This is a genomic window from Kitasatospora sp. CM 4170 (assembly GCF_032110285.1).
In the GTDB taxonomy this organism is placed as follows: Bacteria; Actinomycetota; Actinomycetes; order Streptomycetales; family Streptomycetaceae; genus Kitasatospora; species Kitasatospora aburaviensis.
Window position 1 is genome coordinate 4549488 of record NZ_CP134877.1, and the last position, 25818, is coordinate 4575305.

A 25818-nucleotide genomic window follows, 5' to 3' on the forward strand; every position below is an offset into this window, starting at 1 on the left:
GGGGCCGGGCCGTCTCCCGGCCCCACCGCTCGCACCCGACCCGGACCGTCCAGGACCGGGCGCTTGACGCAAGGACAGGAGGGGGGAAAGCCATGCGCGTCACCCTGCTCACCGAGGGAACGTACCCGCACCAGCACGGCGGCGTGAGCGTCTGGTGCGACCAGCTCGTCCAGGGCATGCCCGACGTCGACTTCGACGTCATCGCCGTCACCGGCACCGGCCACGAGTCGCTCGCCTGGGAGCTGCCCGCCAACGTGCGGTCGGTCACCACCGCGCCGCTCTGGGGGCCGCCCTCGGAGGGCAGAGCCCCGCGCGGCAAGGAGATGCGCCGCTTCCTCAACGCGTACGAGCGCTTCCTGCACTCCATCCTGGACCCGGTCTACACCACCCACTTCGGCACCGAGCTGTACGGCTTCGCCGACCTCGCCCGGCGCGGGCTGCTCAGCCCGGCGCTGCGCAGCGAGCGCGCCCTGCGCACCCTCCAGCACGTCTGGACCCGCGACTACCTCTCCACCGCCGTCTCCCGGCCCACCCTGCACGACGCGCTCAACGCCACCGACCTGCTGGAGCACGCGCTGCGCCCGCTGTCGGTCGAGCCGCCGCGCGAGGGCGTCGCGCACGCCGCGAGCGGTGGCCTGGCCACGCTGCCCGGGCTGATCGCCTCGCAGCAGTACGGCGTCCCCTTCCTGCTCACCGAGCACGGCATCTACCTGCGCGAGCGCTACCTCGGCTACCGCACCGGCCCCTACCGCTGGCCGGTCAAGGCGCTGCTGCTGGGCTTCTACCGGATGCTCGCCGAGGAGAGCTACCGCCGCGCCGCCCTCGTCACCCCCGGCAACCGCTACAACCGGCGCTGGGAGGAGCGCGGCGGCACGCCGTCCGCGCACATCCGCACCGTCTACAACGGCGTGGACCCGGCCGCCTTCCCGCCGGCCGGGCCGGAGCCGGAGACCCCCACGCTCAGCTGGGCCGGCCGGGTCGACCCGATCAAGGACCTGGAGACGCTGATCCGCGCCTTCGCGATCGTCCAGCGCGAGATACCCGAGGCGAAGCTGCGGCTGTTCGGCGGCACGCCCAAGGGCGGCGAGGCGTACCGGGACGGCTGCATAGCCCTGGCCGCCGAGCTCGGCATCGCCGACTCGGTGGCCTTCGAGGGCCGCGTCGCCGACATCACCGACGCGTACGCGGCGGGGAACGTGGTGATGCTCTCCAGCATCAGCGAGGGCTTCCCGTTCACCCTGATCGAGGCGATGTCCTGCGGCCGCTCCACCGTCTCGACCGACGTGGGCGGCGTGCGCGAGGCCGTCGGCGACACCGGCCTGGTCGTCCCGCCGCGCGAGCCCGAGCCGATGGCCGCCGCCGCCATCGAGCTGCTGCGCGACCCGGAGCGCCGCGCCCGGCTGGGCGAGCAGGCCCGGCTGCGGGTGATCGAGCAGTTCACCCTCCGCCAGAACATCGACGGCTTCCGCGGCATCTACACCGAGCTGCTGGGCACCTCCCGCTGGATGCCGAAGGGCGTCGTGGCGGTCGAGGACGCCGCCCCGGCCGGCTGGGACGAACCGCTGACCGTCGGCGAGCGCGACGAGGTGACGGCATGAGCGGTCCCCTGCGTCTCGTTCCGGACGAGGCCGGCCCGGACTGGGCCGAACAGACCGTGCAGCTGCGCACCCTGCCGCGCAAGCGCCGCCGCCCCGTCCTGCCCGGGCAGCGGCCCGAGCCGGAGCCTCAGCTCGACCTCTCCCCCGACCCGCTCGACGAGCTCGCCGAGCGGCTCGCCGACGTGTGCGCCGACGCCGTCCACCCGTACGAGATCGCGGCCTTCCTGGAGTCCGACGGCCTCTCCGACGAGCAGGCCGCCCTGCTCTACGGCCGCCCCGACGCGTTCACCGTCGCCGAGGAGCTGTTCGAGAAGGTCGACCGCCGCTACCCCGGGCCCAGCGCCGAGTTCGCCAACCCCTGGCGGGCCGACCCCTGGCGCTGCGTGGTGCGCGGCCTGGTCTTCGCCCTGCCCGGCCTCGGCTACCTGCTCGGCGCCAACCTGTTCGCGGCCACCCGGATGCGCTTCGGCCTCCCCTCCGGGATGGTCGCGCTCTCCGTGTCCACCCTGGTCAGCTGGTCCTGGAACCAGGCGCTCGCGCACCGCTCGTACGCCTGGCTGGGCCGCGGCCGGCGCCGCGCGGCCGGGGTCTGCCTGGCCGTCGGCGCACCGCTCGGCGCGCTGGTCGCGGCCACCGCCGGGTACGTCGTCGGCGGGCCGCTCGGCGCACTCTGCTTCGCCGCCGGGCAGTCCGGCTACCTGGCGGCGGCCACCGTCCTGCTGGTGCTCGGCCGGGAGAAGTTCCTGCTGCTCGCACTGGCACCGTCCGCGGTCGGCGCCGGTGTGGTGCTCGCCGTGGACGTCCCGCAGCTCGCCCGAACGGTCGTGCTGCTGTCCTCGCTCGGGCTGGCGATCGGGCTGGCCGCCCGCGAGATCGTCCGCTGCCTGCGCGGCGAGCGGGACACCACCGTGCTGAAGCTCCCGCTCCTGCACGAGCTGCCGCACCTGCTGTTCGGCCTGGCGGTCGGCACGCTCACCCTGATCGCCGGCCTCGGTGCCACCGTGCACCAGGCCGTCGAGACCGGCGCCGCCGCGGGCGCGTCCGCCAGCCCGACGGGGCCGGCCATGATCGCGCTCACGCTCAGCCTCGGCCTCGCCGAGTGGCTGCTCTTCCGCTACCGGGCGATGGCCGTCGCCGCGCTGCGGACCAGCCACACCCCGGCCGCGTTCGTCCGCCGCACCGGCGGCGTGCTGCTCGGCTGTCTGTTCATCTACCTCACCACCGTGGCCGCGCTGGACGCCGCCGCCACCGTGCTCTGGCCCGGCGCCCCGGCGCTCGGGATCCCGGAGCTCGGTGCGCTGCTGCTCCTGGGCGGCTCCCTCTGGCTGGCGCTGCTGCTGAACGCCTTCGGGCTCAGCTGGAGCACCGCCCTGATCTGTCTGGCAGCCGCGGGCGCCGAGTGCGCCGGGCTCCTGACCGGTGCGGACCCGACCGTCCTGCAGCTGATCGGCTGCGGGGCCGCAGCCGCCGTCCTCACCGCCATCGCCGGGCCCGTGCTCGGCCGCACCACCAAGCACCGCTGAGCGCGCCACCACGACCGTCCGGCGCTCGGCAGTCCCCTTCAGCAGAAAGCGAGTCACCATGAGCAGCGTTGCCGTCACCGGAGCCGAGGGCTTCATCGGCTCCCACCTGGTCGAGACCCTGGTCGCCGACGGCCACCACGTCCGGGCCATGGTCCAGTACAACTCCTTCTCGTCCTTCGGCTGGCTGGAGACCCTGCCCAAGGAGGTGCTGGACTCGGTCGAGATCGTCCTCGGCGACGTCCGCGACCCGGGCTCGGTCAACGGCCTGGTCAAGGGCACCGAGGCGGTCTACCACCTGGCCGCCCTGATCGCGATCCCGTACTCCTACCGGGCCCCGCACTCGTACATCGAGACCAACGTCACCGGCACCCTCAACGTGCTGGAGGCGGTGCGCCACCTGGACATCCCCCGCCTGGTGCACACCTCCACCAGCGAGACCTACGGCACCGCCCAGACCGTGCCGATCACCGAGGACCACCCGATCAACACCCAGTCCCCCTACGCCGCCTCCAAGGCCGGCGGGGACCGGCTCGCCGACAGCTACCACGCCAGCTTCGAGACCCCGGTCGTCACGCTGCGCCCGTTCAACACCTTCGGCCCGCGCCAGTCGATGCGCGCCGTCATCCCGACGGTGATCGCCCAGCTGGCAGCCGGCGAGACCGAGATCACCCTGGGCGACCTGCGCCCGACCCGCGACTTCACCTTCGTCAAGGACACCGCCAACGCCTTCCGCACGGTCGGCACCGCCCCGGCCGAGGCCGTCGTCGGCAAGACCTTCAACGCCGGCACCGGCGGCGAGATCTCGGTCGGCGACCTGGTCACCCTGGTCGGCAAGCTGATGGGCGTGGACGTCACGGTGAAGGAGGACGAGCAGCGCATCCGCCCGACCAACTCCGAGGTCATGCGCCTGGTCGCCGACGCCACCCGGCTGCGCACCGCCACCGGCTGGGCCCCGCAGTTCTCCCTGGAGGAGGGCCTGGAGCAGACCATCGAGTTCTTCCGCGACCCGGCCAACCTGGCGCGCTACAAGACCGACATCTACAACGTCTGATCCCGCGCGCCGCTCCGCCACACACCGGGGCCGCCGGCCGCACGAACCGCCGGCTCCGCCCGACCACTGGTAACCGAAGGCTCCAGTCGCACCATCTTTCCGTGGGGGAAACACCATGCACGCAGTGATCCTGGCCGGCGGCAAGGGCGTACGCCTGCGCCCGTACACCACCGCGCTTCCCAAGCCGCTCGTCCCGATCGGCGACCAGCACGCGATCCTGGAGATCGTGATGCGCCAGCTCGCCGCGGCGGGCTTCAAGTCCGTCACCCTGGCCATCGGCCACCTCGGCCACATCATCCGCGCCTACGTCGGCAACGGCTCCCAGTGGGGGCTGCGGGTCGGCTACGCCGTCGAGGACACCCCGCTCGGCACCATGGGCCCGCTGCTGACCATGCAGGACCGGCTGCCCGAGAACTTCCTGGTGATGAACGGCGACATCCTCACCGACCTGGACTTCGCCGGTGTGCTCAAGCACCACGAGGCCTCCGGGGCGCCGCTGACCATCGCCACCTACGCCCGCCAGGTCAAGATCGACTTCGGCGTGCTGACCACCGAGTCCGGCTCCATCACCGGCTTCCAGGAGAAGCCGAGCATCGACTACCGGGTCTCGATGGGCGTCTACGGCGTCTCCCGCTCGGCGCTCGCCAAGTACAGCCCCGGCCTGCCGCTGGGCTTCGACGAGCTGGTCCTCGACCTGCTGGCCGCCCAGACCCCGCCGTCCGCCTACGAGTTCGGCGGCTACTGGCTCGACATCGGCCGGCCGGACGACTACGACCGGGCCAACGCCGAGTTCGCCGAGATCCGCACCCAGCTGCTCCCGGCCGAGTCCGCCGAGGGCCTGTACGCCGTCCCGAACGGCCAGGAGCCCCCGATCCCGGCCGCCCGCACCGAGGCCGACGCCGCCGGGCAGCCGGCTGCGGCCGTCGCCGGCGGCCCCGAGAACGACGGACGGGCCGCGTGAGGATCCTGCTGCTCGGCGCGGACGGCTTCCTCGGCCGCCACGCCGCCGACGTCCTGCGGTCGCTGCCCGGCGCCACCGTGCTGACCGCCGGGCGCCGGCCCGACCACGACCTGCGGCTGGACCTGGCCGCCGCCGAGGCCGGCCCGCTCGGCGAGGAGCTGGCCGCGCTCGCACCGGACGCCGTGGTCAACTTCGCCGGCGCGGTGGCCGGCAGCGCGGTCAAGCTGGCCGAGGTCAACGCCCGCGGCCCGGCCGTCCTCTGCGAGGCGCTCGAACAGGGCGCCCGCGGGGCCCGGCTGGTGCACATCGGCTCGGCCGGCGAGTACGGCGTCTGCGCCCCCGGCAGCTCGCTCGCCGAGGACGCCGACGCCCGCCCGGTCGGCGTCTACGGCGCCACCAAGCTGGCCGGCTCCCTCGCGGTGGCCGGCTCGCCGCTGGACGCCGTGGTGCTCCGGGTGTTCAACCCGGTCGGCCCGGGTGCCCCGGCCGGTTCGCTGCCCGGCCGCCTCGCGGCCGAGCTGCGCCGGGCGCTGCCGGACGGCACCGAGGGCGTGGTGAAGGTCGGGGACCTCTCGGCCCACCGCGACTTCGTCGACGCCCGCGACATCGCCCGCGCGGTCGGCCTCGCGGTCACGGCCGAGCGCCCGCTGCCCCGGGTGCTCAACCTGGCCTCCGGACGGGCGCAGCCGGTCCGGGCGATCGCCGACGGCCTGGTCGCGGCGGCCGGCTTCACCGGCCGGATCGACGAGAGCGGGGCCGGCTCCGAGCGCTCGGCCGCCGTCTCCTGGCAGCAGGCCGACGTGTCGGCCGCCGCCCGGGAGCTCGGCTGGCACCCGGAGACCGCACTCGCCGACACCCTGCGCGACCTCTGGCTCAGCACCGAAGCACCGGTCGCCGCATGACCGGCGCGAGCCACCCCGACGGCCGCCTGCTGGTGCCGCTGTACGTCCACCCCGCGGTGGACCCGGCGGCCTGGCGGGCGGTCGCCGCCGCCGACCCGCACCGGATCGCCGCCGTCGTGCTCAACCTCGCCGACGGCCCCGGCGCCACCCCGGACCACGTCTTCGCCGACGCCGCCGAGGAGCTGCGCGAGGCCGGACTCCCGCTGCTCGGCTACGCCGACACGGACTACGGCCGGCGCCCGCACGCCGCCGTGGTGAACGACGTCCTGACCTACCGCCAGCGCCACGGCATCACCGGCGTCTACCTCGACCAGGTCGCCACCCACCCGAGCGCGCTGCCGCACTACCGGCGGCTGGCCACCGCGGCCCGCGCCGCCGGCTGCTCCACCGTGGTGTTCGGGCACGGCGACCACCCCGACCCCGGTTACGCCGAGGTCGGCCTCGCCGACCTGCTGGTCACCTTCGAGGGCGACTGGACGGCGTACCGGGAGATGACCCTGCCGCTCTGGACCGGCCGGCACGCCGCCGCCCGGTTCTGCCACCTGGTGTACGACGTGCCCACCGAGGAGGCACGGGAGGCCGCCGCCCTGATCGCCGCCCGCCGCGCCGCCGTCGGCTGCGCCGTCCCGGGCACCGGGGACAACCCCTGGAGCACCGTGCCGCACGGCCTGACCGTCGCCGAACCGACCTGACCCCACCCGGAGTTCGAGTACCGTGACCCGCCGTACCCGGCCCCTGCTGGCCGCGCTCGCCCTGACCACCGCCCTGCTCGCCACCTCCTGCAGCAGCTCGGGCCCGGAGGACGAGGACGACCCCTCGGCCGACGCCACCGGCGCCCAGCCGCCCGCGGCCACCGCCGCGCCCGTTCCGGGCAGCCCGACCGAGCCCCCGTCGACGCCGCCCGCGACGTCCGCCCCCGGCACTCCCGGCACCCCGACCACCCCGCCCGGCACCCCGGCGCCGTCCACCCCGGGCACCCCCGCGACCCCCGGCACTCCGGGCACGCCCGCCACGCCGGGCACCCCCGGCACCCATCAGCCGACCGGCGGCCGCTGGCAGCCCGCCCCCGGCCTGGCCTGGCAGTGGCAGCTCGGCGGCGGCGTCGACCAGTCGGTGGACGTACCGGTCTACGACGTCGACGGCTTCGAGACCGACGCCTCGGTGGTCGCCGCGCTGCACGCCAAGGGCCGCAAGGTGATCTGCTACATCAACGCCGGCTCCTGGGAGGACTTCCGCCCCGACTCCGCCGCCTTCGCCCAGGCCCTCCAGGGCTCCGGCAACGGCTGGAAGGGCGAGAAGTGGTTCGACATCCGCAAGCTCGACCAGCTCAAGCCACTGATGGCCGCCCGCTTCGACATGTGCAGGCAGAAGGGCTTCGACGCGGTCGAGCCCGACACCATCGAGGCCTACAACCAGAACAGCGGCTTCCCGCTGACCTCCGAGGACCAGCTCCGCTACAACCGCATGCTGGCGGGCCTCGCCCACGAGCGCGGCATGGCGATCGGTCTGAAGAACGACCTGGAGCAGATCCCCGCCCTGCTGCCGGACTTCGACTTCGCCGTGAACGAGGAGTGCGCGCAGTTCAACGAGTGCGCCCGGCTCTCGCCCTTCGTCCAGGCGGGCAAGGCGGTCTTCCACGTCGAGTACAAGCTCGGCACGGAGAAGTTCTGCACCCAGTCCAAGGCCCTGGGCCTCAGCTCGATGCAGAAGAAGCTCGAACTGGACGCCTGGCGGAAGCCCTGCTGAATCGGCAGTGCGGGTACTCCGCCAGGCACCCCGTCGTGAGGGTTACTTGACCGCCAGCCAGATGACGGCACCGAGCACGGCGAGCGCGACCACGGCCACGACCGCGATCAGGCCGGTCCGGCTGCCGTTGCTGCTGCCGTAGGTGGAGACGGAGCCCGGTGCCTGCGGTGCCGGGCTCTCGTCGACGAACGCCCGGAACATCTGGGTGCTGCCGGCGGAGTCGTAGTCGTTGTCAGCCATGGCAGGGACTCTAACGAATCCGTGCACTCCGCCGACACCCCGGACCCTCCCTGCGGGGCCCTTCGACGGCACCCTCCACCAGGCCTTCACCCGCCGGCCGTGCAACACCGGGGCGACTGACGTGTGAAGTCCTTCCCGATCACGCAATGCCCACCGACCCGGCCGGCTGCCGGTCGTGGTCCGGGGCGCCGGGCGGGCGGGCGAACGCACCCGGGCCCCGGCGGGAATCGTCCCGCCGGGGCCCGGGGTGTTTCGGACCCCGACTGTCGCTGGCCCGGGGTGTCGTGGGCCGGGGGGTGTCGCGGGCCGGGGGGTGTCGCGGCCCGCAGTCGGCTACGGGCGGCCGAAGTGGGTCGGGCGGAATCCGGGGCTGATGGTGGAGACCCGGACCGTCTTCCCCGGCCGGGGCGCCTCGACGAACGTGTTCCCACCCAGGTAGATCCCGACGTGGTGGATGCCGGAGGCACGGCCGTTGTCCGACCAGAAGAGCAGGTCGCCGCGGCGCAGTTGCCCCGCCCCGATCGGCGTGGTCGCCGCGTACTGGTCGTCCGCCACCCGCGGAAGGCTGATCCCCGCACGCCGGTACGCCTGCTGGACCAGGCCCGAACAGTCGTAGCCGGACGGCCCGTTGCCGCCCCAGACGTACGGCTTGCCGAGCTGGGCGAGTGCGTAGTCGATCGCCGTCTCGTAACGGTCGGAGGACGGCGCGCCGTCCGCGGGGGCGGCCGGCGCGGAGGCCGTACCGCTCTGGCCGCCCTGGCCGCCGGACTGGCCGGTGCGGTCGAGGTAGACGTCGTAGTGGCCGGTGTACCGCCACTCGCCCTTGGCGTTCTTGAACCAGTACTTCGAGCCGTCCCAGCCCTGCCGCATCCCCCCGGAGGAGGCCGAGCCGTCGGAGGCGGCCGCCGGGGTGCCGGTGCCGGTCGCCGCTGTGCCGGAGCCGCCCGGCGCGGCGGTCTTCTCGGAGCCGCCGGACTGGCCGGTGCGGTCGGCGTAGACGCTGTAGTGGCTGGTGTAGCGCCACTCGCCCTTGGCGTTCTTGAACCAGTACTTCGAGCCGTCCCAGCCCGGCTTGCCGGGGGCGGCGTGCGCCGTTCCGGCCCCGGCCGTCAGACCGACCACGCCGGCGCCGGCCAGCACGGTGGTGGCCAGGCAGGTGCTTCGCACCGCGCGGTGTATTCGGCCGCCACCGGCCGCCGCCGCGGGGCGCGCGGTACGCGGCCGGGCGGCGCAGTTCGGGCAGCCGCAGCCCGCGATCGCGGGGATGCTGCCGAGGCTCTCCTCGAAGCCGATCAGCGCGGCGTCGGCGTCGAGGGCGGCGATGTCCCGCTCGACCTCCTCCGCGAACGCGTCCGGGAGGTCGAGCGCGGAGCCCGTCCCGAACGCGTTCCCGATCCCGCCGTCGGCACCGGCTTCCGTGCCGGTGGCTATCCTCATGCCGGTCGTCCTTCCTTCCGTCCGGCCCGGGCGGCCGGGGGCGGTACCGCAGCGGCCACTCCGGCCGGGGCGACGAAGGCGACCAGCAGCTGCTCCATCAGCGCGCTGCGGGCGGCCTCGTCCAGTTCGTGCGCAGTGGCGCGCTCCAGCCGCCGGACGGCGAGTGCGGCGGCCTCCACCGCGTCGTCCACCAGCACGGTGCGCAGGCCCGCGTCCAGATCGGCCAGCCGGCGGCGGCGCATCGACTCGGCCACCTCCGGCGCGTAGTCCAGCGCCAGCGGCTGCGCCGAGTAGACCTCCAGACCGGCCGGGGCGACCTCGGCGGCCAGCGCCCGGGTCAGCTCGTCGGCGAACCACTGGCCGTCGCGCAGCGCGGGGCCGGGCGCCGCGTTGCTGTCGCACGGCAGGGTGGACGCCGTCCGGGTCAGCACCGCCTGCACCTGCTCCCGCAGGTAGCTCTCGTGGTCCTCGATCGCCAGCAGCGCCCGGGCGGTGTCCTTGACCCGCCAGACGATCAGCAGCCGGACCACGATCGGCGTACCGGTCCGGTCGACCACCTTGACCGGCTCGCTGCGCCAGTGCCGCAGCCGGACGTCCACCCGGCGGCGGCGCAGCAGCGGATTGACCCAGACCAGGCCGGTCCGCCGGACGGTGCCGCGGTAGCGGCCCCAGCGGGTGAGCACCCGGGTCTCGCCGCCCGCATTGGCCAGCAGCCCGGCCAGGGCGCCGATGACCAGCAGCCCGGCGGCGGAGACGGAGGCGATCGACCTCGCGTCCACCCCGGCCCTGCCCCCGGCCCGGACGGCGGCGCCGCGCAGGTCGGGCAGCGCGTTCCAGTACGGGACGACGCCGTCGTGCAGCAGCACCAGCAGCACGGCGGCCGCCCCGAGCAGTACCGCCGCCAGGGCGACGAAGCCGGGCAGCGTGGCGGCGGCGTGCTCACGCAGCGCCTGGTCGGCGCGCGGGGGGCGGCGGGAGGTGGCGGCGGTGACGACACCGCCCGGGGTGGCCTCCGGCAGCTCCACCGTCTCCGGGCTCGCCGCCTCCAGCGGATCGCGCAGGTCGACGGGGGTGACCGCCGAGCCGGGGACCACGGCCAGAGGGGTGGTGACCGGCCCGCCGTCGAACGGCCCGGCCACCCGGCGCGCCGTGCCGTTCAGGGCGCCGCCGGCCGCCTTGGCCATCGGGCTGGAGCCCGAGGCGGAACGTACCGGCGGGGCCGGGGGCGACGCCTTGGACAGGTTGTCGGGTCGCTGCGAAGAGTCGCGGGTGACGTCCATGCACGGATCCTCGGGTTCAGTGTGTCGCGCAACGGGCGGCCCGGACCTGACGGGCAGTGCCAGAGTCAGGCTAAGTTCATACGTCATCAAATGCGACATTTGCGATAGAGCGTGTCGACATTTCCTGACGAATCATCCGAAGCCCGGACCTGACGCGCAGGCACATGAGCGGATGGTCGGAGTTGTTCAGCGCCGTCGTCGCCCGGGGCCCCGGGCGAAGACCCGGCGGGTGATCAGCCCCACCCCGGCGAGCAGCAGCAGGACGCCGGCGAGGCCGCCGCGCCAGCCGTCCGACCGGGAATGGTCGGAGGCCGTCTGCGACGCCTCCGCCCCCGGTCCGGTCGGCCGATCGACGGGCGGCGCGGCCAGTGCCCGGGACGGCTCGGCGGCCGATCGGCCGGCCGCCACGGCCGCCGCCGCGGAGGTGGTGGCCGTGGCCGAATGGGTGGTGGCGGTGGCCGCAGCGGCGGCCGGAGCCGTGGACGGGGCCGCGGGCCGGGAGTCGGACGGGGTCACCGACGGGGTGGCGGACGGCGAGACCGGAGAAGCGGACGGGGACGGGGACTGGGACGAGGGCGAGGAGGGGGACGGCGACGACACGGCGGACGGCGCGACCGGAGGAGCCGGGGAGGCCGACGGCGACCCGGACGGCAGCGGCGACGAGGTGGTCCCGCCGGCAGCCGTCGGTGCCGACGGGGGTTGCGCACCGACCGCGGCAGGTGCCGCCGAGGCGTCCGGAGCCGAGGTGCCGGTGACCGGGGGGACCGTGATCGGCAACAGCCCCGGCGGCACGGGCACGGGCACCGGCTCCACAGCCGGGGTGGCCGGCGCGGCGGGCACCGGCACCGCCACCGACGCGGACGCCGACGCAGCGGACGGGGACACCGCGGGCGGCGTGGACGCCGTCACCCCGGCCGGAGACGCCGCGGGCGAGGGCGCCCCGCCCGTCGGCGCGCCGCCCGGTGCGGGGGCGGACGTAGCCGGAGCCGACGGCGCCGCGGGAACGGTCACCGTGGGCGTCACCGTGGGCGTCACCGCGACCGACGGAGCAGCCGAGGCCGACGCCGGAGCCGACGCCGACGGAGCCGCGGGAACCGCCGTGGCCGACGGAGCCGACGCCCGGACCGTGACGGCGACCGCGTCGGCCGCCGTCCCGTTGCCCGCCTGGTCGGTCGCCGTGACGACCAGCCACTGCTCGCCGTCCACCAGATCCCGGTTGGCCGTACAGACCCAGCTGCCGTCGACGGCGGCGGTGGCCCCGCAGGCCACGATCCGCTCGGCCGAGGCCGCACGGCCCGAACGGGCGGTGACGATCACCGTGGCCCCCGGCTCCGCCCGCCCGGCCAGCTTCGGCCGGGCCACCCGGACGGTCTCCCCGGCGGCCGGCACGGTCAGCACCGGCCGGTCCGGCGGAACGGTGTCGACCACCAGCCCCGCGGCCCGGCCGGTCGTCCGGTTGCCCGCCGCGTCCACCGCGCTCGGGGTGAGCCGGTGACGCCCGTCCGGCAGGTTCTCCACCGGCAGGCAGGACCACGCGCCGTCGGACCGCACCGCCGTACTGCAGAGCTCGACGGCGGGGCCACCGCGAGCACCGGCCGGCTCGTCGACCACCGACACGGTGCTGCCCGCCTCGCCGGTCCCGGTCAGCTGGAGGCCGGGGTCGTTGGTGAACTCGGGGACGGTGAGCACCGGGGCGGCGGGCGGTGCGGTCTTCACCGTGATGCGGACCGGCTCGCCGCGCAGCACGAGGCCGCCGCTGGTGGTCTCGACCGGCGTCAGGCTGTGCGGTCCCGCACCGAGCGGGGCGCCCGGCCGGCAGGCCCAGTCGCCGGTCCGCTCCACCCGGGCCCGGCAGAGCACCCCGTCACCGTCCCGGACCTCCACCGTCGCACCGGCGACCGCGCCCCCGCCGCGCACCTGCGGGCGCGCGTCGGCGACCACGGCGCCGTCGACCGGGGCGGCGATCTCCGGGCGGGCCGCGCCCACCGTCAGCCGGATCCGCTGGTCGGAGACCTGGCCGGAGTCGGCGAAGCCGCCGGCCGGCACCAGCTGGGCGGCGTCCCGCCCGATCCGCAGCCGGGCCCAGGTCTCCCCGGACGCGGCGTTGGAGGGGACGGTCCACTCCAGGGTCGCGCTGTCCGCCCCGGGCTGGAGCTCGGCCTGCACCCGCTCGGTGGCGTCGAAGCGTCCGTTGCGGTCGAAGTCGATCCAGCCGGCCAGGGTGGCCGGCGCGCCGCCGACCGAGACCGGGACGGTGAGCCGGTAGTAGCGGCCGATCGCCGCCTCGGCGGGGTAGCTGATGGCCGGGTCGGCGCCCTGGTAGTCGCCGTGTCCGGGCTGGAGCTGCGGGGGCGCGGGGCTGGACCAGACGCTGCGCCGGCCGGCTCCGTGGTCGAGCTGGACCAGCGGTTCACCGTCCGCTCCGGCCGGGACCCCGGCCGGGACCGCCTTCGGCGCCGTGCCGTCGCCGGTCGCGGGCCGGCGGGCGTTCGGGCCCGTGGCGCCCGCGTCCGCACCGAGGAAGAGGTCGGAGAGCAGGTGGGAGGCGTTGCCGTAGACCTGCGGGGCCGTGCTGACGCCCTCGTCCAGGGTCACGGTGTAGGCCTGGTCCAGGGGCTCCGGCGGGGTGCTGCTGCCGGCCCGGGCGGTGGAGCGCAGCTCGACCCGGAAGACGGCGGTGCGGAAGGTGCCGACCAGCTCCAGGCTGCCCTCGGCGGCGGAGCCTGCCGAGCCGTCGTCGGCGCCATCGGCGCCGGCCGGGGCGAGGGTGTTGCCGTCGACCGTCCAGCCGGGCCAGTCGGTCCGGTTGACCAGGGTGGGGGCGCTCGGCGAGCCGCCGGTGAGGGTCAGCCGGGTCGCGGTGCTCGTGCTGCCGCCCTTTCCGGTGGCCGTTCCGGCGAGCCCGGAGAGGTGGAGCCGGGGGTTCCGGACGGCCCGGGAGAAGGTGAGCTGAAGCGTGCCCACCGTGCGCCAGGAGCCGTCCGCCTGCGAACGCTCGGGCGCGATCCGGAAAGCCTGCGCGGGGTCTCCGGGCCGCAGTCCGTCGGTGTAGAGCGCGGCCGCCCGGCCGCCTCCGGAACGGTCGGCCAGCTCCCCCGGTTCGGCGATGACGGCCGTGCCCGGCGCGGCGGCAAAGTCGAGCTGCACGGTGAGACCGGACGGAAGGACGGCGCGGTGTTCCCCGGACCAGCCGTCGGGGGACTGCTGGGCCGCCGACGGCGGCGGGTTCCAGCCGATCAGCAGTCCGGCGGCCAGCGCCGCCGAGGCGCCGGCGGCCGCCGGGCGCAGCCGCCGCCCCCGGGCTGCCGGGGCACCGTGCCGGTCCGGGGCCGGAGCGGACGGGGCGGCCTCGCGGGAGAACTGTCGGCTCATCCGGCTCTCCTTCGGTATCGGCTGCCAGGGCGGCCGATGGCCGGGCAGTCTGGGCACAAGATCGGACAAAACGGAATCACGATCCTGCGCCGGTCATACCGCGACACCTACGCGGACAGCCGTCTGCCACCCGATTGGCGGGCATCCGACCGGCAGGGCCGGATGTACCCGAAAGGGAGGCATTTCATCCCCTTGGGCCCGGTATCGCCGGGAATCCCCGCGAAGGCAACCGAATGCCGCCACCCGGTGCCTGAACGTTCATCGGGCAGATCTGTTCGAACGGCCCGCCCGCCCGGCACGCCGGGCACGGGACGGCCGGCGTCCTCGGCGGCGGAGGCGCCCGGCACGGGCCGGCCGGCCGGCCGCCGGCGTGACCTCCGCCACCCGGGAACGGGAGAAGCCCCCGGCCGGTGGCCGGGGGCTTCTCTCTGGTGCGCTCAGCAGGATTCGAACCTGCAACCTCTTGATCCGTAGTCAAGTGCTCTATCCGTTGAGCTATGAGCGCAAGTGCCGGGCGGACCCGGTCTTGCGGGGTTTTGGTGCGCTCAGCAGGATTCGAACCTGCAACCTCTTGATCCGTAGTCAAGTGCTCTATCCGTTGAGCTATGAGCGCTCGCCCTGGTGAACGTGCCACCGGGGCGGTGCGGGGACAACATTACATGACCTGCGACGCGGGGCGAAATCGATTGATCCGGCCCCCGGCCGACCGGCCGCCGACCCCGCCCGGATCCGGCCTCCGCCACCGCCCGGCCCGGGCCCGGGGCTCCCGACCCGGCCCCGCCGGGGGCCGCGGAACCGGCCCGGACATGCGAGAAGCCCCGCCGACAAGATCGTCGACGGGGCTCCCGGCTGGCGGAGGCTGAGGGATTTGAACCCTCGATGGGCTTTAAGACCCAAACCGCATTAGCAGTGCGGCGCCATAGACCGGACTAGGCGAAGCCTCCCCACAAAGACCGGACCCGCAGGGCGGACCCGTTCCGTGTGCCTGTGATGATGCCACAACCCGTAGGCTCGGCACCAACCACCGACCACGTTACTAGGCGGGTCGTCCCCGCCGCAAAGAAGAATGAGATACTGCCGTCTCCGGAGGAGCTGCCCTGAGCCGAGGAGACCTGTCGACGTGAGCAGCAGGCCGATCCGAGGCGCTGCTCGCCTCGCCGCCATACTCGACGCCCTGCCCGACGCGTTGCTGCTGGTGAACAGCAACGGCACCGTCGTCGATGCCAACAACGCCGCCGTCCAGGCCCTTCAGGCGCCCGGCACCTCGCTGGTCGGCATGGGCGTGCTGGACCTCCTGCCCGAGTTCGATCCGAGCCGGATCCCCGGCTCGATGCGCCCCGCGGCCCGTGAGGACGACGCGCTGGACCGCCCGGTCCGGATGACCGCCTGCCGCACCGACGGCACCACCTTCCCGGTCGAGGTCTCCGGCAACGACTTCGCCGACGACGGGGCGTCCTCCGGCGACGGCCGCGGCTACGCGCTCTCGCCGCTCGTCCCCTACGACCCCTACCGCGACGGCTCCCGGCCCTCCGCGAGCGACCTGCTGCTACTGCTGGTCCGCGACCTCTCCAGCCGGCTCGGCGTCGAGGCGGAGCTGCGCCGCCAGCACAAGCAGACCGAGATGATCCTGCGGGCCGCCGCCGAGGGTGTCCTCGGCGTCGACCTGGAGGGCCGCTGCGTCCTGGTCAACCCGGCCGCCGCGCACATCCTGGAGTACCGGGCCAGCGAGCTCGGCGGGCGCGAGCTGCACCCGCTGATCCAGCACTCCCGGGCCGACGGCACCCCGCTGGCGCTGGAGGAGTCGGCGCTGCTGGACACCCTGACCTCCGGTCGCAAGCACCGGGTGCGCGGCACCGTGCTCTGGCGCAAGGACGGCCGGCCGGTCACCGTCGACCTCACCACCGCCCCGGTCCGGGACGGCGACCAGCTGGTCGGCGCCGTGATGACCTTCACCGACCGCAGCCGCGAGCTGGCCCTGGTCGCCCGCAACGAGCACCTCACCGCCGTCCTGGAGAGCGAGCTGGGCGGCGCGCTGACCGCGCTGCACCGGCGGATCGACGCGCTCGCCGCCGACCCGGCAGGCCAGCTCTGGCCCGAGGCCAACTGGACGCTGCGGCGGCTGGCCGACGAGTGCCGCCGGTTCGGCAAGCTGATCGACGGCGTGCTCGCCCACCAGCGCTCCGAGGCCGGTGAGGGGGCGTCCGCCGGCTCCGGCGCGGGCGCGGCCGAGGGGCGGACCGGCAAGAAGCCCGCCGAGCGCGTCCCGGTCGCCCTGGACAAGGTGGTCCGGCGGGCCGTCGAGCACGCGGGCGAGCTGGTCGGCGCCGGGCGGGTGCGGTTCTCGGTGCACGCCGCCTCCGTCGAGGTGATCGCCGACGAGCAGCGGCTCGCCCAGGCCCTGGCCCACCTGGTGGCCGACGTCAGCGGCGTCACGCTCTCGCTGGACGCCGCCCCCGGCCTCCCCTCCCCCGGCCTGACCCCGGGTCTGCCCGCCGCCGGCGGGGCCGCGCAGGCGCCGGCCGGGAACGAGGTGCCGATGGTGGTGCTCGCCGCCGCCCAGCGCGGCGACGTCGCCCGGGTGGAGATCCGCGGCCCCGGCCGCGGCGGCAGCCCGGTCCACCTGCCGATCGCCCGCGCGGTGGTCGAGCGGCACGGCGGCGTGCTCCAGCCGCACGAGCTGCCCGGCAAGGCCGGCACCACGTACGTCGTCGAGCTGCCGCTGGACCCGGCCGCGGCGAAGGCCGCCGCCGAGCGCGCCGGCGCCGAGGGCCGGTCGGACCGGCCCAAGGAGAGCGACTCCGCCGTCCTGCCCGAGCTGCCCGGGATCCCGCAGCTGCCCACCGCGCAGCGGCCCGAGGACGGTGCCGAGGGGGCGTCGGACGGTGCCGCCCCGGCCGCCGATCGCGCGGACCGGCCCGCGGACGGCGATCCCGGCGAGAAGCCGGCGGGCGAGCGGCGCGGGCGCCGCGGCCGGCCGGCCCCCGAGCAGCCATCGGCCGAGGCCCGGCCGTCCGGCGACGGCGCCGGCCCTGCGGACGGTCCGGGCGACACGGGCGGCGCGGGCGCCCCGATCGCCCTCGGCCCCGCCCCGGTCGTCGCCGGTGCCGCGGCCGCCCCCGACGGCGCCGAGCAGTGGCCGCACGCGCCGGCCCGGGTCGAGCGGGCCGTCCCCGAGCAGTGGAACGGCACCGGCAACGACGCCGCCTACGGGCGCCCGGGCCTCGGTGGCCCAACCCCGCAGGCGGCCGACCCGTGGGGCAAGGACGACGGCCGGTCCGGCACCGCGTACGCCGTCCCGGTCGACGGTCCCCCGGAGGACCGGGCCGCCGCCGAGGCGCGCCCGGCCGGTCCGCGCGGCCCGCTCGCACTCGGCCCCGCCCCCTCCGACACCCCCGCCGGCACTCCGGCGCACGGGACGCCGTCCGACGGCACGCCGGCCGACGGCACCCCCGCCGGCGGCACGCCGGCCGGCGGGACCGGCCTGGAGGCGGTCGGCGCACCGGAGGCGAAGCCCTCCCGGCGGCGCCGCGCGCTGCCGGCCGCCGAGGACTCGTCCGGCGGTTTCGCGCTCCCCGGCGTCCCCGACGCCGGCACCCCGCACTACCCCGGCCTGGAGCACGCCCTGCCCGCCGGACCGGCCCCGGCCCCGCCGGAGCCGGCCGCCGCGCCGACCGGGCGCCGCCGGCGGCTGGCCGTCCCTCCCGGCCCCGGCGCCGAGCCGCAGGCGGCGGCCGAGGGCACCGGCACCGCCCTGGCGCCCGCGCGCCCCGCGCTGCCCGCCCCCGGCGCGGCACCGGACGGCCGCGAGGCCGGCCCGCAGCCGGTCGCCACCGGGCTGGCCGAGCTGATGCCGCCACGCCCGCTGCTCGCGCCCGCCGTACCGGGCGACCAGCAGGACGGCGCGGGCCGCGACCAGCACGGCGGTCCCGAGCAGGCCGGCTTCCCGGCCGCGCTCCCGCCCGCACCGCTGCCGCCCGCACCGGCCCCGCTCCAGGACTCCGGCGCGCCCCTCCCGGTGCCCGCGGGCGACGCGCCGCAGCCGTCCGCCGGGCAGGAGGCGCGCACGGCGCCGCGTCCGATGGCCGAGCTGCCCGCCGCCGGCCGCGGCGAGGCCTCCGAGCACCCCGCGCCGGCGCCCACCGCCGAGGACGGCGGGCGCCGGCTGCTGGTCTGGCCCGAGCCCGACCCGGCCACCCGGCAGGCGCTGCAGGAGCGCGGCTACCACCCGGTGATCGTCCGCTCCCGCGAGGAGGTCGACGCCCAGGTGGCCGGCTTCCCCGCCGCGCTCTTCGTCGACCCGCTGACCGGACCGATCACCCGGACCGCGCTGCAGTCGCTGCGCACGGCCGCGCTCAACAGCCGCGTCCCGGTGCTGGTCACCGCCGGCCTGGGCCAGGCGACCCGGGACGCCGCGTACGGCGCGGACCCGGCCGTCCTGCTGCGCGCGCTCGCCCCGCGCGACGGCGAGAACCACGCCCCGCGCGTGCTGCTGGTCGAGGGCGACCCGGACATCGCCGCAGCGATGATCAGCAGCCTGGAGCGGCGCGGCATGCACGTCGAGCACGCGGCGGACGAGAACGACGCCGTCGCCCGCGCCAGCAGCGTGCAGCCCAACCTGGTGGTGATGGACCTGTTCCAGATCCGCCGCCGCCGGGTCGGCCTGCTGGACTGGCTGCGCGCCAACGACCGGCTGCACCGCACCCCGCTGGTCGTCTACACCTCGGTGGACCTCGACCCGCGCGAGCTGCCCCGGCTGCGCACCGGCGAGACGGTGCTGTTCCTCGCCGAGCGCTCGACCACCGCGGACGTCCAGTCGCGGATCGTGGACCTGCTCGGGCGGATCGGCGCCATGGGCGAGGCGGGCGTCGCCGCCGCGGGCTGACGGTCGCGGCCCACGGCCGCCGGCGCGGTCCGGCCGGAGCGCGGCCGCGGCACGGATGCGGAAAGGCCGAGGGCCGGCCGCCCCTCCCGGGGTGGCCGGCCCTAGGTGTTCTGTCGACTACTCCTTGCCGAGCAGCGTGACGGTCAGCTCGTCCGCGGCGTAGCTGGCGCGGATCACCTTCTTGTCGAACTTGCCCACCGAGGTCTTCGGCACCGACTCGACGATCGACCAGCGCTCCGGCAGCTGCCAGGAGGCGACCCGCCCGGCCAGGAAGGCCCGCAGCTCCGGCAGCCCGGCCGTGGCGCCCGGCCGCAGCACCACGGTGGCCAGCGGACGCTCGCCCCACTTCTCGTCCGGCACCGCCACCACGGCCGCCTCGGCGACCTCCGGGTGGGCCATCAGGTGGTTCTCCAGGTCCACCGAGGAGATCCACTCGCCGCCGGACTTGATCACGTCCTTGGCCCGGTCGGTGAGGGTGAGGTAGCCGTCCGGGGTGATCGTGCCGACGTCACCGGTGCGGAGCCAGCCGTCCTCGGCGAACTTGTCGTCCGGCCGCTCCGGGTCGTTGCCGGCGCCGCCGTAGTACGCGCCGGCGATCCACGGGCCGCGCACCTCCAGCTCGCCCGCCGCGACACCGTCGTGCGGCATCCGCTCGCCGGCCGGGCCGATCAGCCGGGCCTCGACGGACGCCGGGAAGACGCCCTGGGTGACCCGGTACGGCCACTCCTCCTCCGGGGTGAGGCCGCCGGGCGGCTGGGCGAAGGAGCCGAGCGGCGAGGTCTCGGTCATGCCCCAGGCGTGCACGACCCGGATGCCGTGGCGCTCCTCGAAGCCCTTCATCAGCGACGGCGGGCAGGCCGAGCCGCCGATGACCACCATGCGCAGGCTGGAGGTGTCGTAGTCGCCCCCGTCCAGCTCGTCCAGCAGGCCGCTCCAGATGGTCGGCACGGCGGCGCTGACGGTCGGCTGGAGCGCGGAGATCATCTCCGCCATCGGCTTCGGCTGGAGGAAGCGGTCGGGCATGAGCAGGTCGGCGCCGGACATGAAGGCGGCGTGCGGCAGGCCCCAGGCGTTGACGTGGAACATCGGGACCACCGGCAGCGCGAGGTCGCGCGGGGTGAGGGCGAAGTTGTCGCCGGTGTTGACCTGCAGGCAGTGCAGGTAGACCGAGCGGTGGCTGTAGAGCACGCCCTTCGGGTCGCCGGTGGTGCCGGAGGTGTAGCAGAGCGCGGCGGCCTGGCGCTCGTCGATGTCGGTCGCCCAGGGGTACTCGGTCGGCCGGTCGGCGATGAGCTCCTCGTAGTCGTGCACGGTGCCCGCGAAGCCGTCGAGGACGGACCGGTCGCCGGGGCCGGTGACCACGATGTGCTTCAGCGTGGGGTTGAGCTGGGGCAGCACGGCGGCCAGCAGCGGGAGCACCGTGCCGTTGACGATGATCACGCGGTCGGCGGCGTGGTTCACGATGAACGACAGCTGGTGCCCCGGCAGCCGCAGGTTGAGCGTGTGCAGCACCGCCCCCATCGACGGCACCGCGAGGTACGCCTCCAGGTGCTCGGCGTTGTTCCACATCAGCGTGGCCACCCGGTCGTCCCCGGTGACGCCGAGCTCGTCCCGCAGGGCGCACGCCAGCTGCGCGGCGCGCGCACCGACCTCGGCGTACGTCCGGACCACCGGCCCCGTCCCGTCCCAGGTCGTGACGGTCGAGCGCCCGTGGACGGTCGCGCCGTGGGTGAGGATCCTGGCGACGGTGAGCGGTACGTCCTGCATCGTGCTGAACACGGGTCCTCCTTGACCGGGCGGCACTGCGGCTGCGACGGCACCTGCTACTGGTGGGTAACGCGGGCAGTCGAGCCCGATTGTGCCCCTCCCACCTCGCCGCTGTCAGTATCCCGACCCCGTTGTGCCGATCACGGATTCGCTGCGGCCCTGGCCGGCGCGGGATCCGCCCCGGGCTGAGGGCCGGGCGGTGGCGGGGCCGGCCCGGCGGCGGTGCCCCGGGCCGGGCGGCGGCACGGAATACTGGGCCGCATGAGTGACAGTCGAGACGACCGCCGGGTCGACCCGGGGCCGACCGGGTTCAAGGTGCCCTGCCCGTGCTGTTCCGGCGGCGTGCGGACCCGGGCCCGGCTGGGCGTGCGGTCCGACCGCTCGGGGACCGGCCACATCCCGGAGACCTGCCGGGACTGCGCCGGGAGCGGCTGGCTCTCCCTCGGCCTCCGGGACTGACTTACCCTCCGGCAACGGCCCGGGGCCCTGCCGGGCGAACCCGGCAGGGCCCTGGGCGGCCGGCATGACGACCGGTCAGGCGGCCCGGTCAGGCGGCCCGGTGCGGCTTGTAGAGGCGGACGCAGGCCTCCGGCTCGGGTGTGTACGCCGGGTCGAGCACCCAGCCCTGCTCCGCGGCGATCCGCAGCACCTCCTGGGCGCCGGCGCCGCGGTAGGTGGCGAGGTTGACCCGGGTCCGGGCGGGCACGACCGCCCGGATGACGGGCGACGGCACCCCGGGCTCGTCGGCCTTCTTCCTGGGCGCGCCCCGGTCGGGCTTCAGGATGCGCCGGATGTGGCGGTCCCAAGCCGCGGAACTGCCGGTCAGCTCCGCCCAGAAGGCGCGCGGGCCGACCGCCCAGCGGGCACCCCAGCGGTCCCAGTAGTCCGGCCGGGCGTGGCGCCCCCAGAACAGCAGAAGGCCGAGCACCCCGCAGAGCGGCACGTAGGCGATCTGCAGCACCAGCATGAAGGGCAGCAGCACCGCCGGCCGGCTCGGCTGCGGTCCCCACGGCGTACCGGGGGCCGCCGGCGGGTCCAGTGGGCCGGGCACGGCCACCGGGGCCGGCGCCGGGAAGACCCGGCGGACCCGGACCCGGCCCTCGTCGCTCGCCCCGCCGTGCCAGCCGTACCGCTCGGCGATCCGCACCACGCCGGCCGCCCCGAGCCCCCGGTAGAGGCGCACCGCGAGCTTGACGTGCATCACCCGGGAGAAGTCCTCCGCGACATCGCCGGCGCCGAACGCGTGCTTCTGCTCGGCGTCGCGGATCCGCCGCTCCAGGATCGGGGTGACGTAGCGCTCCCAGTCCTCCGGCTTGCCGGTGAGCTCGGCCTTGAGTCGGCGCGGCGGGATGAAGGTGCGGTTGACCTTCAGCCAGGCGTCCGAGTTGGGCGCGGACGGGCCTCCGCCGCCGCTCCAGAGCAGGAGCGCGAACAGCGCCACCAGGGCGGCGATCCAGAGCGGCGCGTAGATCCACTGCAGGGTGAACTGCAGCAGCACGGCGACCGGGTTGCGCCGAGGCGCCGGGCCCGGGTAGTGGCCGATCGGGCCACCCGCACCGACCGGAGCCGGGTGCTGCGGCGCGGGCGTCGGCCGGTGCGCAGGCGCGGGCTGCTGCGCCGGCGCGGGCTGGGCGACGGGCGCCGCCTGCGAGGGGATCGGCTGCGGCGGGAGCGGCTGCGCGTACGGGTTGGCCGGGGCCGGGGCCGGGGCCGGGTACGGCTGGCCGTACGGATTCGGCGCCCCCTGACCGTAGGGGCCGCCCTGCGCGTACGGGTTCGGCGCGCCCTGCCCGTTCGGAGCGGACCCGCCGTACGGGTTCGGCGCCCCCTGGCCGTAGGAGCCGCCCTGCGCGTACGGGTTCGGTGGCGGCGCGCCGCCGTTCCCGCCCGCTCTCCCGCCGTACCCCTGGTCCGTCATGCCCGTCCCCCGTCCTTGACCGAGCCGACCTCGATCGGGTCGACGGGCCACCCTATCCGCCCCGCCGGACCCGACCCGGCCCCGTCGGTGCGTCAACTCGCCAGCGGGGTGTCGACCTCGTTCCGGTCGATGACGAGCGTGGCGCCGCCGTACGTCTCCTCGACGTTGCCGTGGTGCTGGTGGACGCGCTGGTGGTTCGCCCAGAGGTCCGGGGTGAGCGGGCCCTCGCCGACCGTGTCGGCGCGGTCGTTCCAGCGCGCGTACCAGAGCGTGTCCGGCAGTGGGGAGCTCCCGGCGCGGGCCGCGGCGGCGAGATCGGCGATGCCGGAGTCGAGGCTGGAGTAGAAGCCGGACCGGAAGCCCGCGCCGTGCAGGCCCTGGGTCCAGCCGAGCGCGAAGTCCACGACGGCCTGGCCGCAGGCCGGATCGCGCAGCGGGTAGGCCTCGATGTCGAGGAAGACCGGGCTGCCCCCGCCCAGTCCGAGGGCGCGCAGGCCGCGCACCGCTTCGGCGGCCTCCTGGCGCCCCTGCTGGACGGCGCGGGCCGGGTCGATCCGCAACGGCTTGCTCCCGAGCTCGCTGCACGGCGCCTGCAGCCCGACGTGCACCGGGAGGAACCGCCAGCCCGTCGCGCGCGCCCGGCGGACCCAGCCGGCGGTCAGCTGCGGCTGGGCGCAGGCGCGCTGGCTCCCGCTGGTGTAGATGCCGAGTGCGCCGTACGGGGAGGCGCCGCGCCAGGCCCGCAGCGTCTCCAGCGGCGGTGCGGTGCACGCGTCGAAGGCGGCGCCGCGGTAGGTGTCGCGGCCGGCGGGGGGACCGGCCCGGTCCGGCAGGACGGTGGCCCGGACGCGCGGGACGGCGGCGGCGATCGTGACGGTCTCCGCGGCGCCCGCACCCGGTCCGTCGACGGCCAGCAGCAGGACGAGGGAGGCGGCGGCCATGGCCGTCGAGCGGAGATAGCGCACCCGGCCTTGATACTGACGGACCGTCGGGCCGCTGCGGCAACCGCGCCGCGACCACCGGGGAAGCCCACCCTTTCGGGGGCACCCGTCCGCATCCGTCCCGATAATTGTAACGAGCTTGCCCCTGGCTGACTCCTTACGGCAAACTCGCCAGCATGCCCACGCCCAACCTCAGCGAAACCACCGCTCCGGCGCCGGCCTCCGCCGCCGAGGCCCTTGCCATGCCGCCCGCTCCCAAGGGCGAGCCCGCCGGCGAGCGCGGTGGCTGGCGACGAGGCGGGGCGCCCGGCTCGGAGCTGCCACCGGAAGCACCGTCCGCCGTGCCGACCGGCCGGCGGTCCCCGAAGTTCCTGCGGCGCCCGGAGCGAATCCCGGCGCCGCTTCTCTGTCTGGCCGCGATGCTGCTGGTCCAGCTCGGCATCGCCCTGTCCAAGCCGCTGTTCGGCCCGCTCGGGGTCAGCGGCACGACCTTCCTCCGGCTGGGCTTCGCCGCGGTGGTGCTGCTCGCCGCCACCCGGCCGACGCTGCGCGGCCGCCGCCCGCGCGACCTGGCCGCCGCCGCCCTGCTCGGGGTGGCCTCCGCGGGGATGACGTTCCTGTTCGCCGGGGCGATCGACCGGCTGCCCATGGGCACCGCCGCGACCATCGAGTTCCTCGGCCCGCTCGCCGTGGCGCTGGTCTTCGCCCGGCGGGCCAGCCATCTGGTCTGGGCCCTGCTGGCGGCCGGCGGCGTGGCGCTGCTGACGCTGCTCGGCGAGGACGGCGGCGGGTCGTCGCTCGACCCGGTCGGACTGGCGTACGCGTTCGGAGCGGCCGCCTGCTACGCGGCCTACATCCTGTTCACCGACAAGGTCGGCGCCGCGTTCCAGGGCTTCCAGGGGCTGGCGGTGTCGATGACGGTGGGAGCGCTCGCGCTGGCACCGTTCGGGCTCGGCCAGGCCTGGGACGGGCTGACCGCGCCGGGCGCCTCGCCGCTGGTGCTGCTGCTCTCGGTCGCGGGCGTGTCGCTGCTGGTGCCGGTGATCCCGTACGCGCTGGAGATGACGGCGCTGCGGCGGATGCCGCAGCGGGTGTTCAGCGTGCTGGTCAGCCTGGAGCCGGCGGTCAGCGCGCTGGTCGGCCTGGTGGTGCTGGGTCAGCTGCTGGGCGCGGCCCAGTTGGCCGGGATCGGCTGCGTGGTGGCCGCCAGTGTGGGCGCCACGCTGACCGGACGGCGCTGACCGGACGGCGCTGACGCCCGGTGGGGACCTGGGCGGGGCGGGTCCGCCGGAACGCCCACCCCTCGTACCCCGGCCCCGCCCGGCAGCACCCCGCCCCGCCCGGCCACCTCGGCCCGCCCGGCCCTGCGGTCGGCGCGCCCTACGGCCAGAGCAGCGTGCGCGACCACTCCGGGGCGCGCACCGGTCCCGTCCGGGTGTAACGGAGCCGGACGTGGCGGCGGTCCGCGTCGCCCTGCCAGAACTCCACCTCGTTCGCCCAGAGCGTGTACACCGCGTGCCCGGCCGCCACGGCGTCCGGGGTGGCCTCCAGCCGGCGGCGGGCGACCGCGACCGCCTCGTCGTACTCGGCCAGCGAGCCCAGCGGCTCGCTCTGCCGGCCGACCAGCGCCCCGACCCGGGCGGCCGGGGAGCGGGTGGCGAACTCCGCCCCGGCGACCTGGTCCGCGGCCCGCTCGACCGTCCCGCGGACCCGCACCTGGCGGCCGAGCTGGGGCCAGTAGAGGGTGAGCGCGGCGGCCGGGTGGTCGGCCAGCTGCCGCCCCTTCGGGCTGTCGGCGGCGGCCGAGAAGACCCAGCCCGTGCCGGCGGCGTCCACGTCGCGCAGCACCAGGACGCGGGCGTCCGGCATGCCGTCGGCGTCGACCGTGGAGAGCGTGGCGACCTGCGGGTCCAGCGCACCGGCCGCGAGGGCGGTGGCCAGCCAGTCGACGAAGAGCGGGCCGGGCTCGCCGGGCGCCGCCTCGGCGTCGAAGGAGGGCAGTGGACGGGCCATCGGCGGGCGGCCGAGCAACAGCTCGGGCACGGACCTGGCTTCGGGCCTCGCCTCCGGCTTGGTCTCGGACCTCGCCCCGGACCTCGGGTCGGGTCCCGGCGCAGGCCTGGCCTCGCCCGGACCGTTGAGGCCCGCCTCCTCCGCTGCCATCGCGCCCTTCCTTCCGGTTGCCGCGGCCGCAGCCCCG

General features: G+C 75.9%; 17 protein-coding genes, 3 tRNA genes and 1 pseudogene. 10 read left to right on the forward strand and 11 right to left on the reverse strand.

The genetic code is table 11. From position 1 onward, the window contains the following. The first annotated feature begins 92 nt into the window (after positions 1-92). The 7 genes and pseudogenes from pelF (at position 93) to RMN57_RS19310 (ending at position 7781) form a co-directional block, all read left to right on the forward strand. Positions 93-1598: a GT4 family glycosyltransferase PelF gene (gene pelF / locus RMN57_RS19280; RefSeq protein WP_313764593.1), complete on the forward strand. Its 1506-nt coding sequence runs from the start codon at positions 93-95 to the stop codon at positions 1596-1598. Next, complete coding sequence (locus RMN57_RS19285; RefSeq protein WP_313764594.1) at positions 1595-3121, forward strand: hypothetical protein; 1527 nt, start codon at positions 1595-1597, stop codon at positions 3119-3121. The genes pelF and RMN57_RS19285 overlap by 4 nt, the downstream gene beginning before the upstream one ends. 58 nt (positions 3122-3179) lie before the next feature. After that, complete coding sequence (locus RMN57_RS19290; protein ID WP_313764595.1) at positions 3180-4172, forward strand: SDR family NAD(P)-dependent oxidoreductase; 993 nt, start codon at positions 3180-3182, stop codon at positions 4170-4172. 115 nt (positions 4173-4287) lie between these two features. Further along, positions 4288-4989: pseudogene (locus tag RMN57_RS19295) on the forward strand (NDP-sugar synthase); the annotation flags it as partial. Positions 4990-5129: 140 nt separating this feature from the next. After that, the gene (locus RMN57_RS19300) at positions 5130-6035 is read left to right on the forward strand and encodes an NAD(P)-dependent oxidoreductase (RefSeq protein WP_313764596.1); all 906 of its coding nucleotides are present in this window, start codon (positions 5130-5132) and stop codon (positions 6033-6035) included. Continuing rightward, positions 6032-6727, forward strand: coding sequence for a spherulation-specific family 4 protein (locus tag RMN57_RS19305; protein WP_313764597.1), 696 nt, complete (start codon positions 6032-6034; stop codon positions 6725-6727). The genes RMN57_RS19300 and RMN57_RS19305 overlap by 4 nt, the downstream gene beginning before the upstream one ends. A 22-nt stretch (positions 6728-6749) precedes the next feature. After that, positions 6750-7781 carry an endo alpha-1,4 polygalactosaminidase gene (locus tag RMN57_RS19310; RefSeq protein WP_380236828.1) on the forward strand — a complete coding sequence of 344 codons (1032 nt, stop codon included), beginning with the start codon at positions 6750-6752 and terminating at the stop codon, positions 7779-7781. 42 nt (positions 7782-7823) lie between these two features. On the opposite strand, the gene RMN57_RS19315 is transcribed toward RMN57_RS19310, so the two are convergent. The 7 genes from RMN57_RS19315 to RMN57_RS19345 all read right to left on the reverse strand — a co-directional run bounded on the left by RMN57_RS19315 (position 7824) and on the right by RMN57_RS19345 (position 15054). Then, positions 7824-8021: a hypothetical protein gene (locus RMN57_RS19315; RefSeq protein WP_313764598.1), complete on the reverse strand. Its 198-nt coding sequence runs from the start codon at positions 8019-8021 to the stop codon at positions 7824-7826. A 333-nt stretch (positions 8022-8354) separates the two neighbouring features. After that, positions 8355-9458, reverse strand: a complete 1104-nt coding sequence (locus RMN57_RS19320; RefSeq protein ID WP_313764599.1) for a C40 family peptidase — start codon at positions 9456-9458, stop codon at positions 8355-8357. Further along, the gene (locus RMN57_RS19325; protein ID WP_313764600.1) at positions 9455-10738 is read right to left on the reverse strand and encodes an SPFH domain-containing protein; all 1284 of its coding nucleotides are present in this window, start codon (positions 10736-10738) and stop codon (positions 9455-9457) included. The genes RMN57_RS19320 and RMN57_RS19325 overlap by 4 nt, the downstream gene beginning before the upstream one ends. 186 nt (positions 10739-10924) lie before the next feature. Next, positions 10925-14110: an Ig-like domain-containing protein gene (locus tag RMN57_RS19330; protein WP_313764601.1), complete on the reverse strand. Its 3186-nt coding sequence runs from the start codon at positions 14108-14110 to the stop codon at positions 10925-10927. Between the two features lie 429 nt (positions 14111-14539). After that, a tRNA-Arg gene (locus tag RMN57_RS19335) sits at positions 14540-14615 on the reverse strand. A 32-nt stretch (positions 14616-14647) separates the two neighbouring features. Next, a tRNA-Arg gene (locus tag RMN57_RS19340) sits at positions 14648-14723 on the reverse strand. 237 nt (positions 14724-14960) lie between these two features. Then, positions 14961-15054, reverse strand: a tRNA-Ser gene (locus tag RMN57_RS19345). A gap of 176 nt (positions 15055-15230) precedes the next feature. On the opposite strand from RMN57_RS19345, the gene RMN57_RS19350 reads away from it, so the two are divergent. Further along, positions 15231-18992 carry a PAS domain-containing protein gene (locus tag RMN57_RS19350; RefSeq protein WP_313764602.1) on the forward strand — a complete coding sequence of 1254 codons (3762 nt, stop codon included), beginning with the start codon at positions 15231-15233 and terminating at the stop codon, positions 18990-18992. A 117-nt stretch (positions 18993-19109) separates the two neighbouring features. On the opposite strand, the gene RMN57_RS19355 is transcribed toward RMN57_RS19350, so the two are convergent. Then, positions 19110-20771 carry a long-chain fatty acid--CoA ligase gene (locus RMN57_RS19355; RefSeq protein WP_313764603.1) on the reverse strand — a complete coding sequence of 554 codons (1662 nt, stop codon included), beginning with the start codon at positions 20769-20771 and terminating at the stop codon, positions 19110-19112. Positions 20772-21020: 249 nt separating this feature from the next. Here RMN57_RS19355 and RMN57_RS19360 point away from each other — a divergent pair, with 249 nt between their 5' ends. Beyond that, positions 21021-21218, forward strand: a complete 198-nt coding sequence (locus tag RMN57_RS19360; RefSeq protein ID WP_313764604.1) for a hypothetical protein — start codon at positions 21021-21023, stop codon at positions 21216-21218. Positions 21219-21306: 88 nt separating this feature from the next. On the opposite strand, the gene RMN57_RS19365 is transcribed toward RMN57_RS19360, so the two are convergent. Beyond that, positions 21307-22677 carry a hypothetical protein gene (locus RMN57_RS19365; protein WP_313764605.1) on the reverse strand — a complete coding sequence of 457 codons (1371 nt, stop codon included), beginning with the start codon at positions 22675-22677 and terminating at the stop codon, positions 21307-21309. 92 nt (positions 22678-22769) lie between these two features. Continuing rightward, positions 22770-23642 (reverse strand): DUF1906 domain-containing protein, encoded by an 873-nt coding sequence (locus RMN57_RS19370; protein WP_313764606.1) that lies wholly within the window; start codon positions 23640-23642, stop codon positions 22770-22772. 152 nt (positions 23643-23794) lie between these two features. Between RMN57_RS19370 and RMN57_RS19375 the strand changes: the two genes are divergently transcribed. Beyond that, positions 23795-24859 carry an EamA family transporter gene (locus RMN57_RS19375; RefSeq protein WP_313764607.1) on the forward strand — a complete coding sequence of 355 codons (1065 nt, stop codon included), beginning with the start codon at positions 23795-23797 and terminating at the stop codon, positions 24857-24859. A gap of 139 nt (positions 24860-24998) precedes the next feature. On the opposite strand, the gene RMN57_RS19380 is transcribed toward RMN57_RS19375, so the two are convergent. Then, the gene (locus RMN57_RS19380; RefSeq protein WP_313764608.1) at positions 24999-25781 is read right to left on the reverse strand and encodes a pyridoxal 5'-phosphate synthase; all 783 of its coding nucleotides are present in this window, start codon (positions 25779-25781) and stop codon (positions 24999-25001) included. Positions 25782-25818 lie beyond the last annotated feature (37 nt).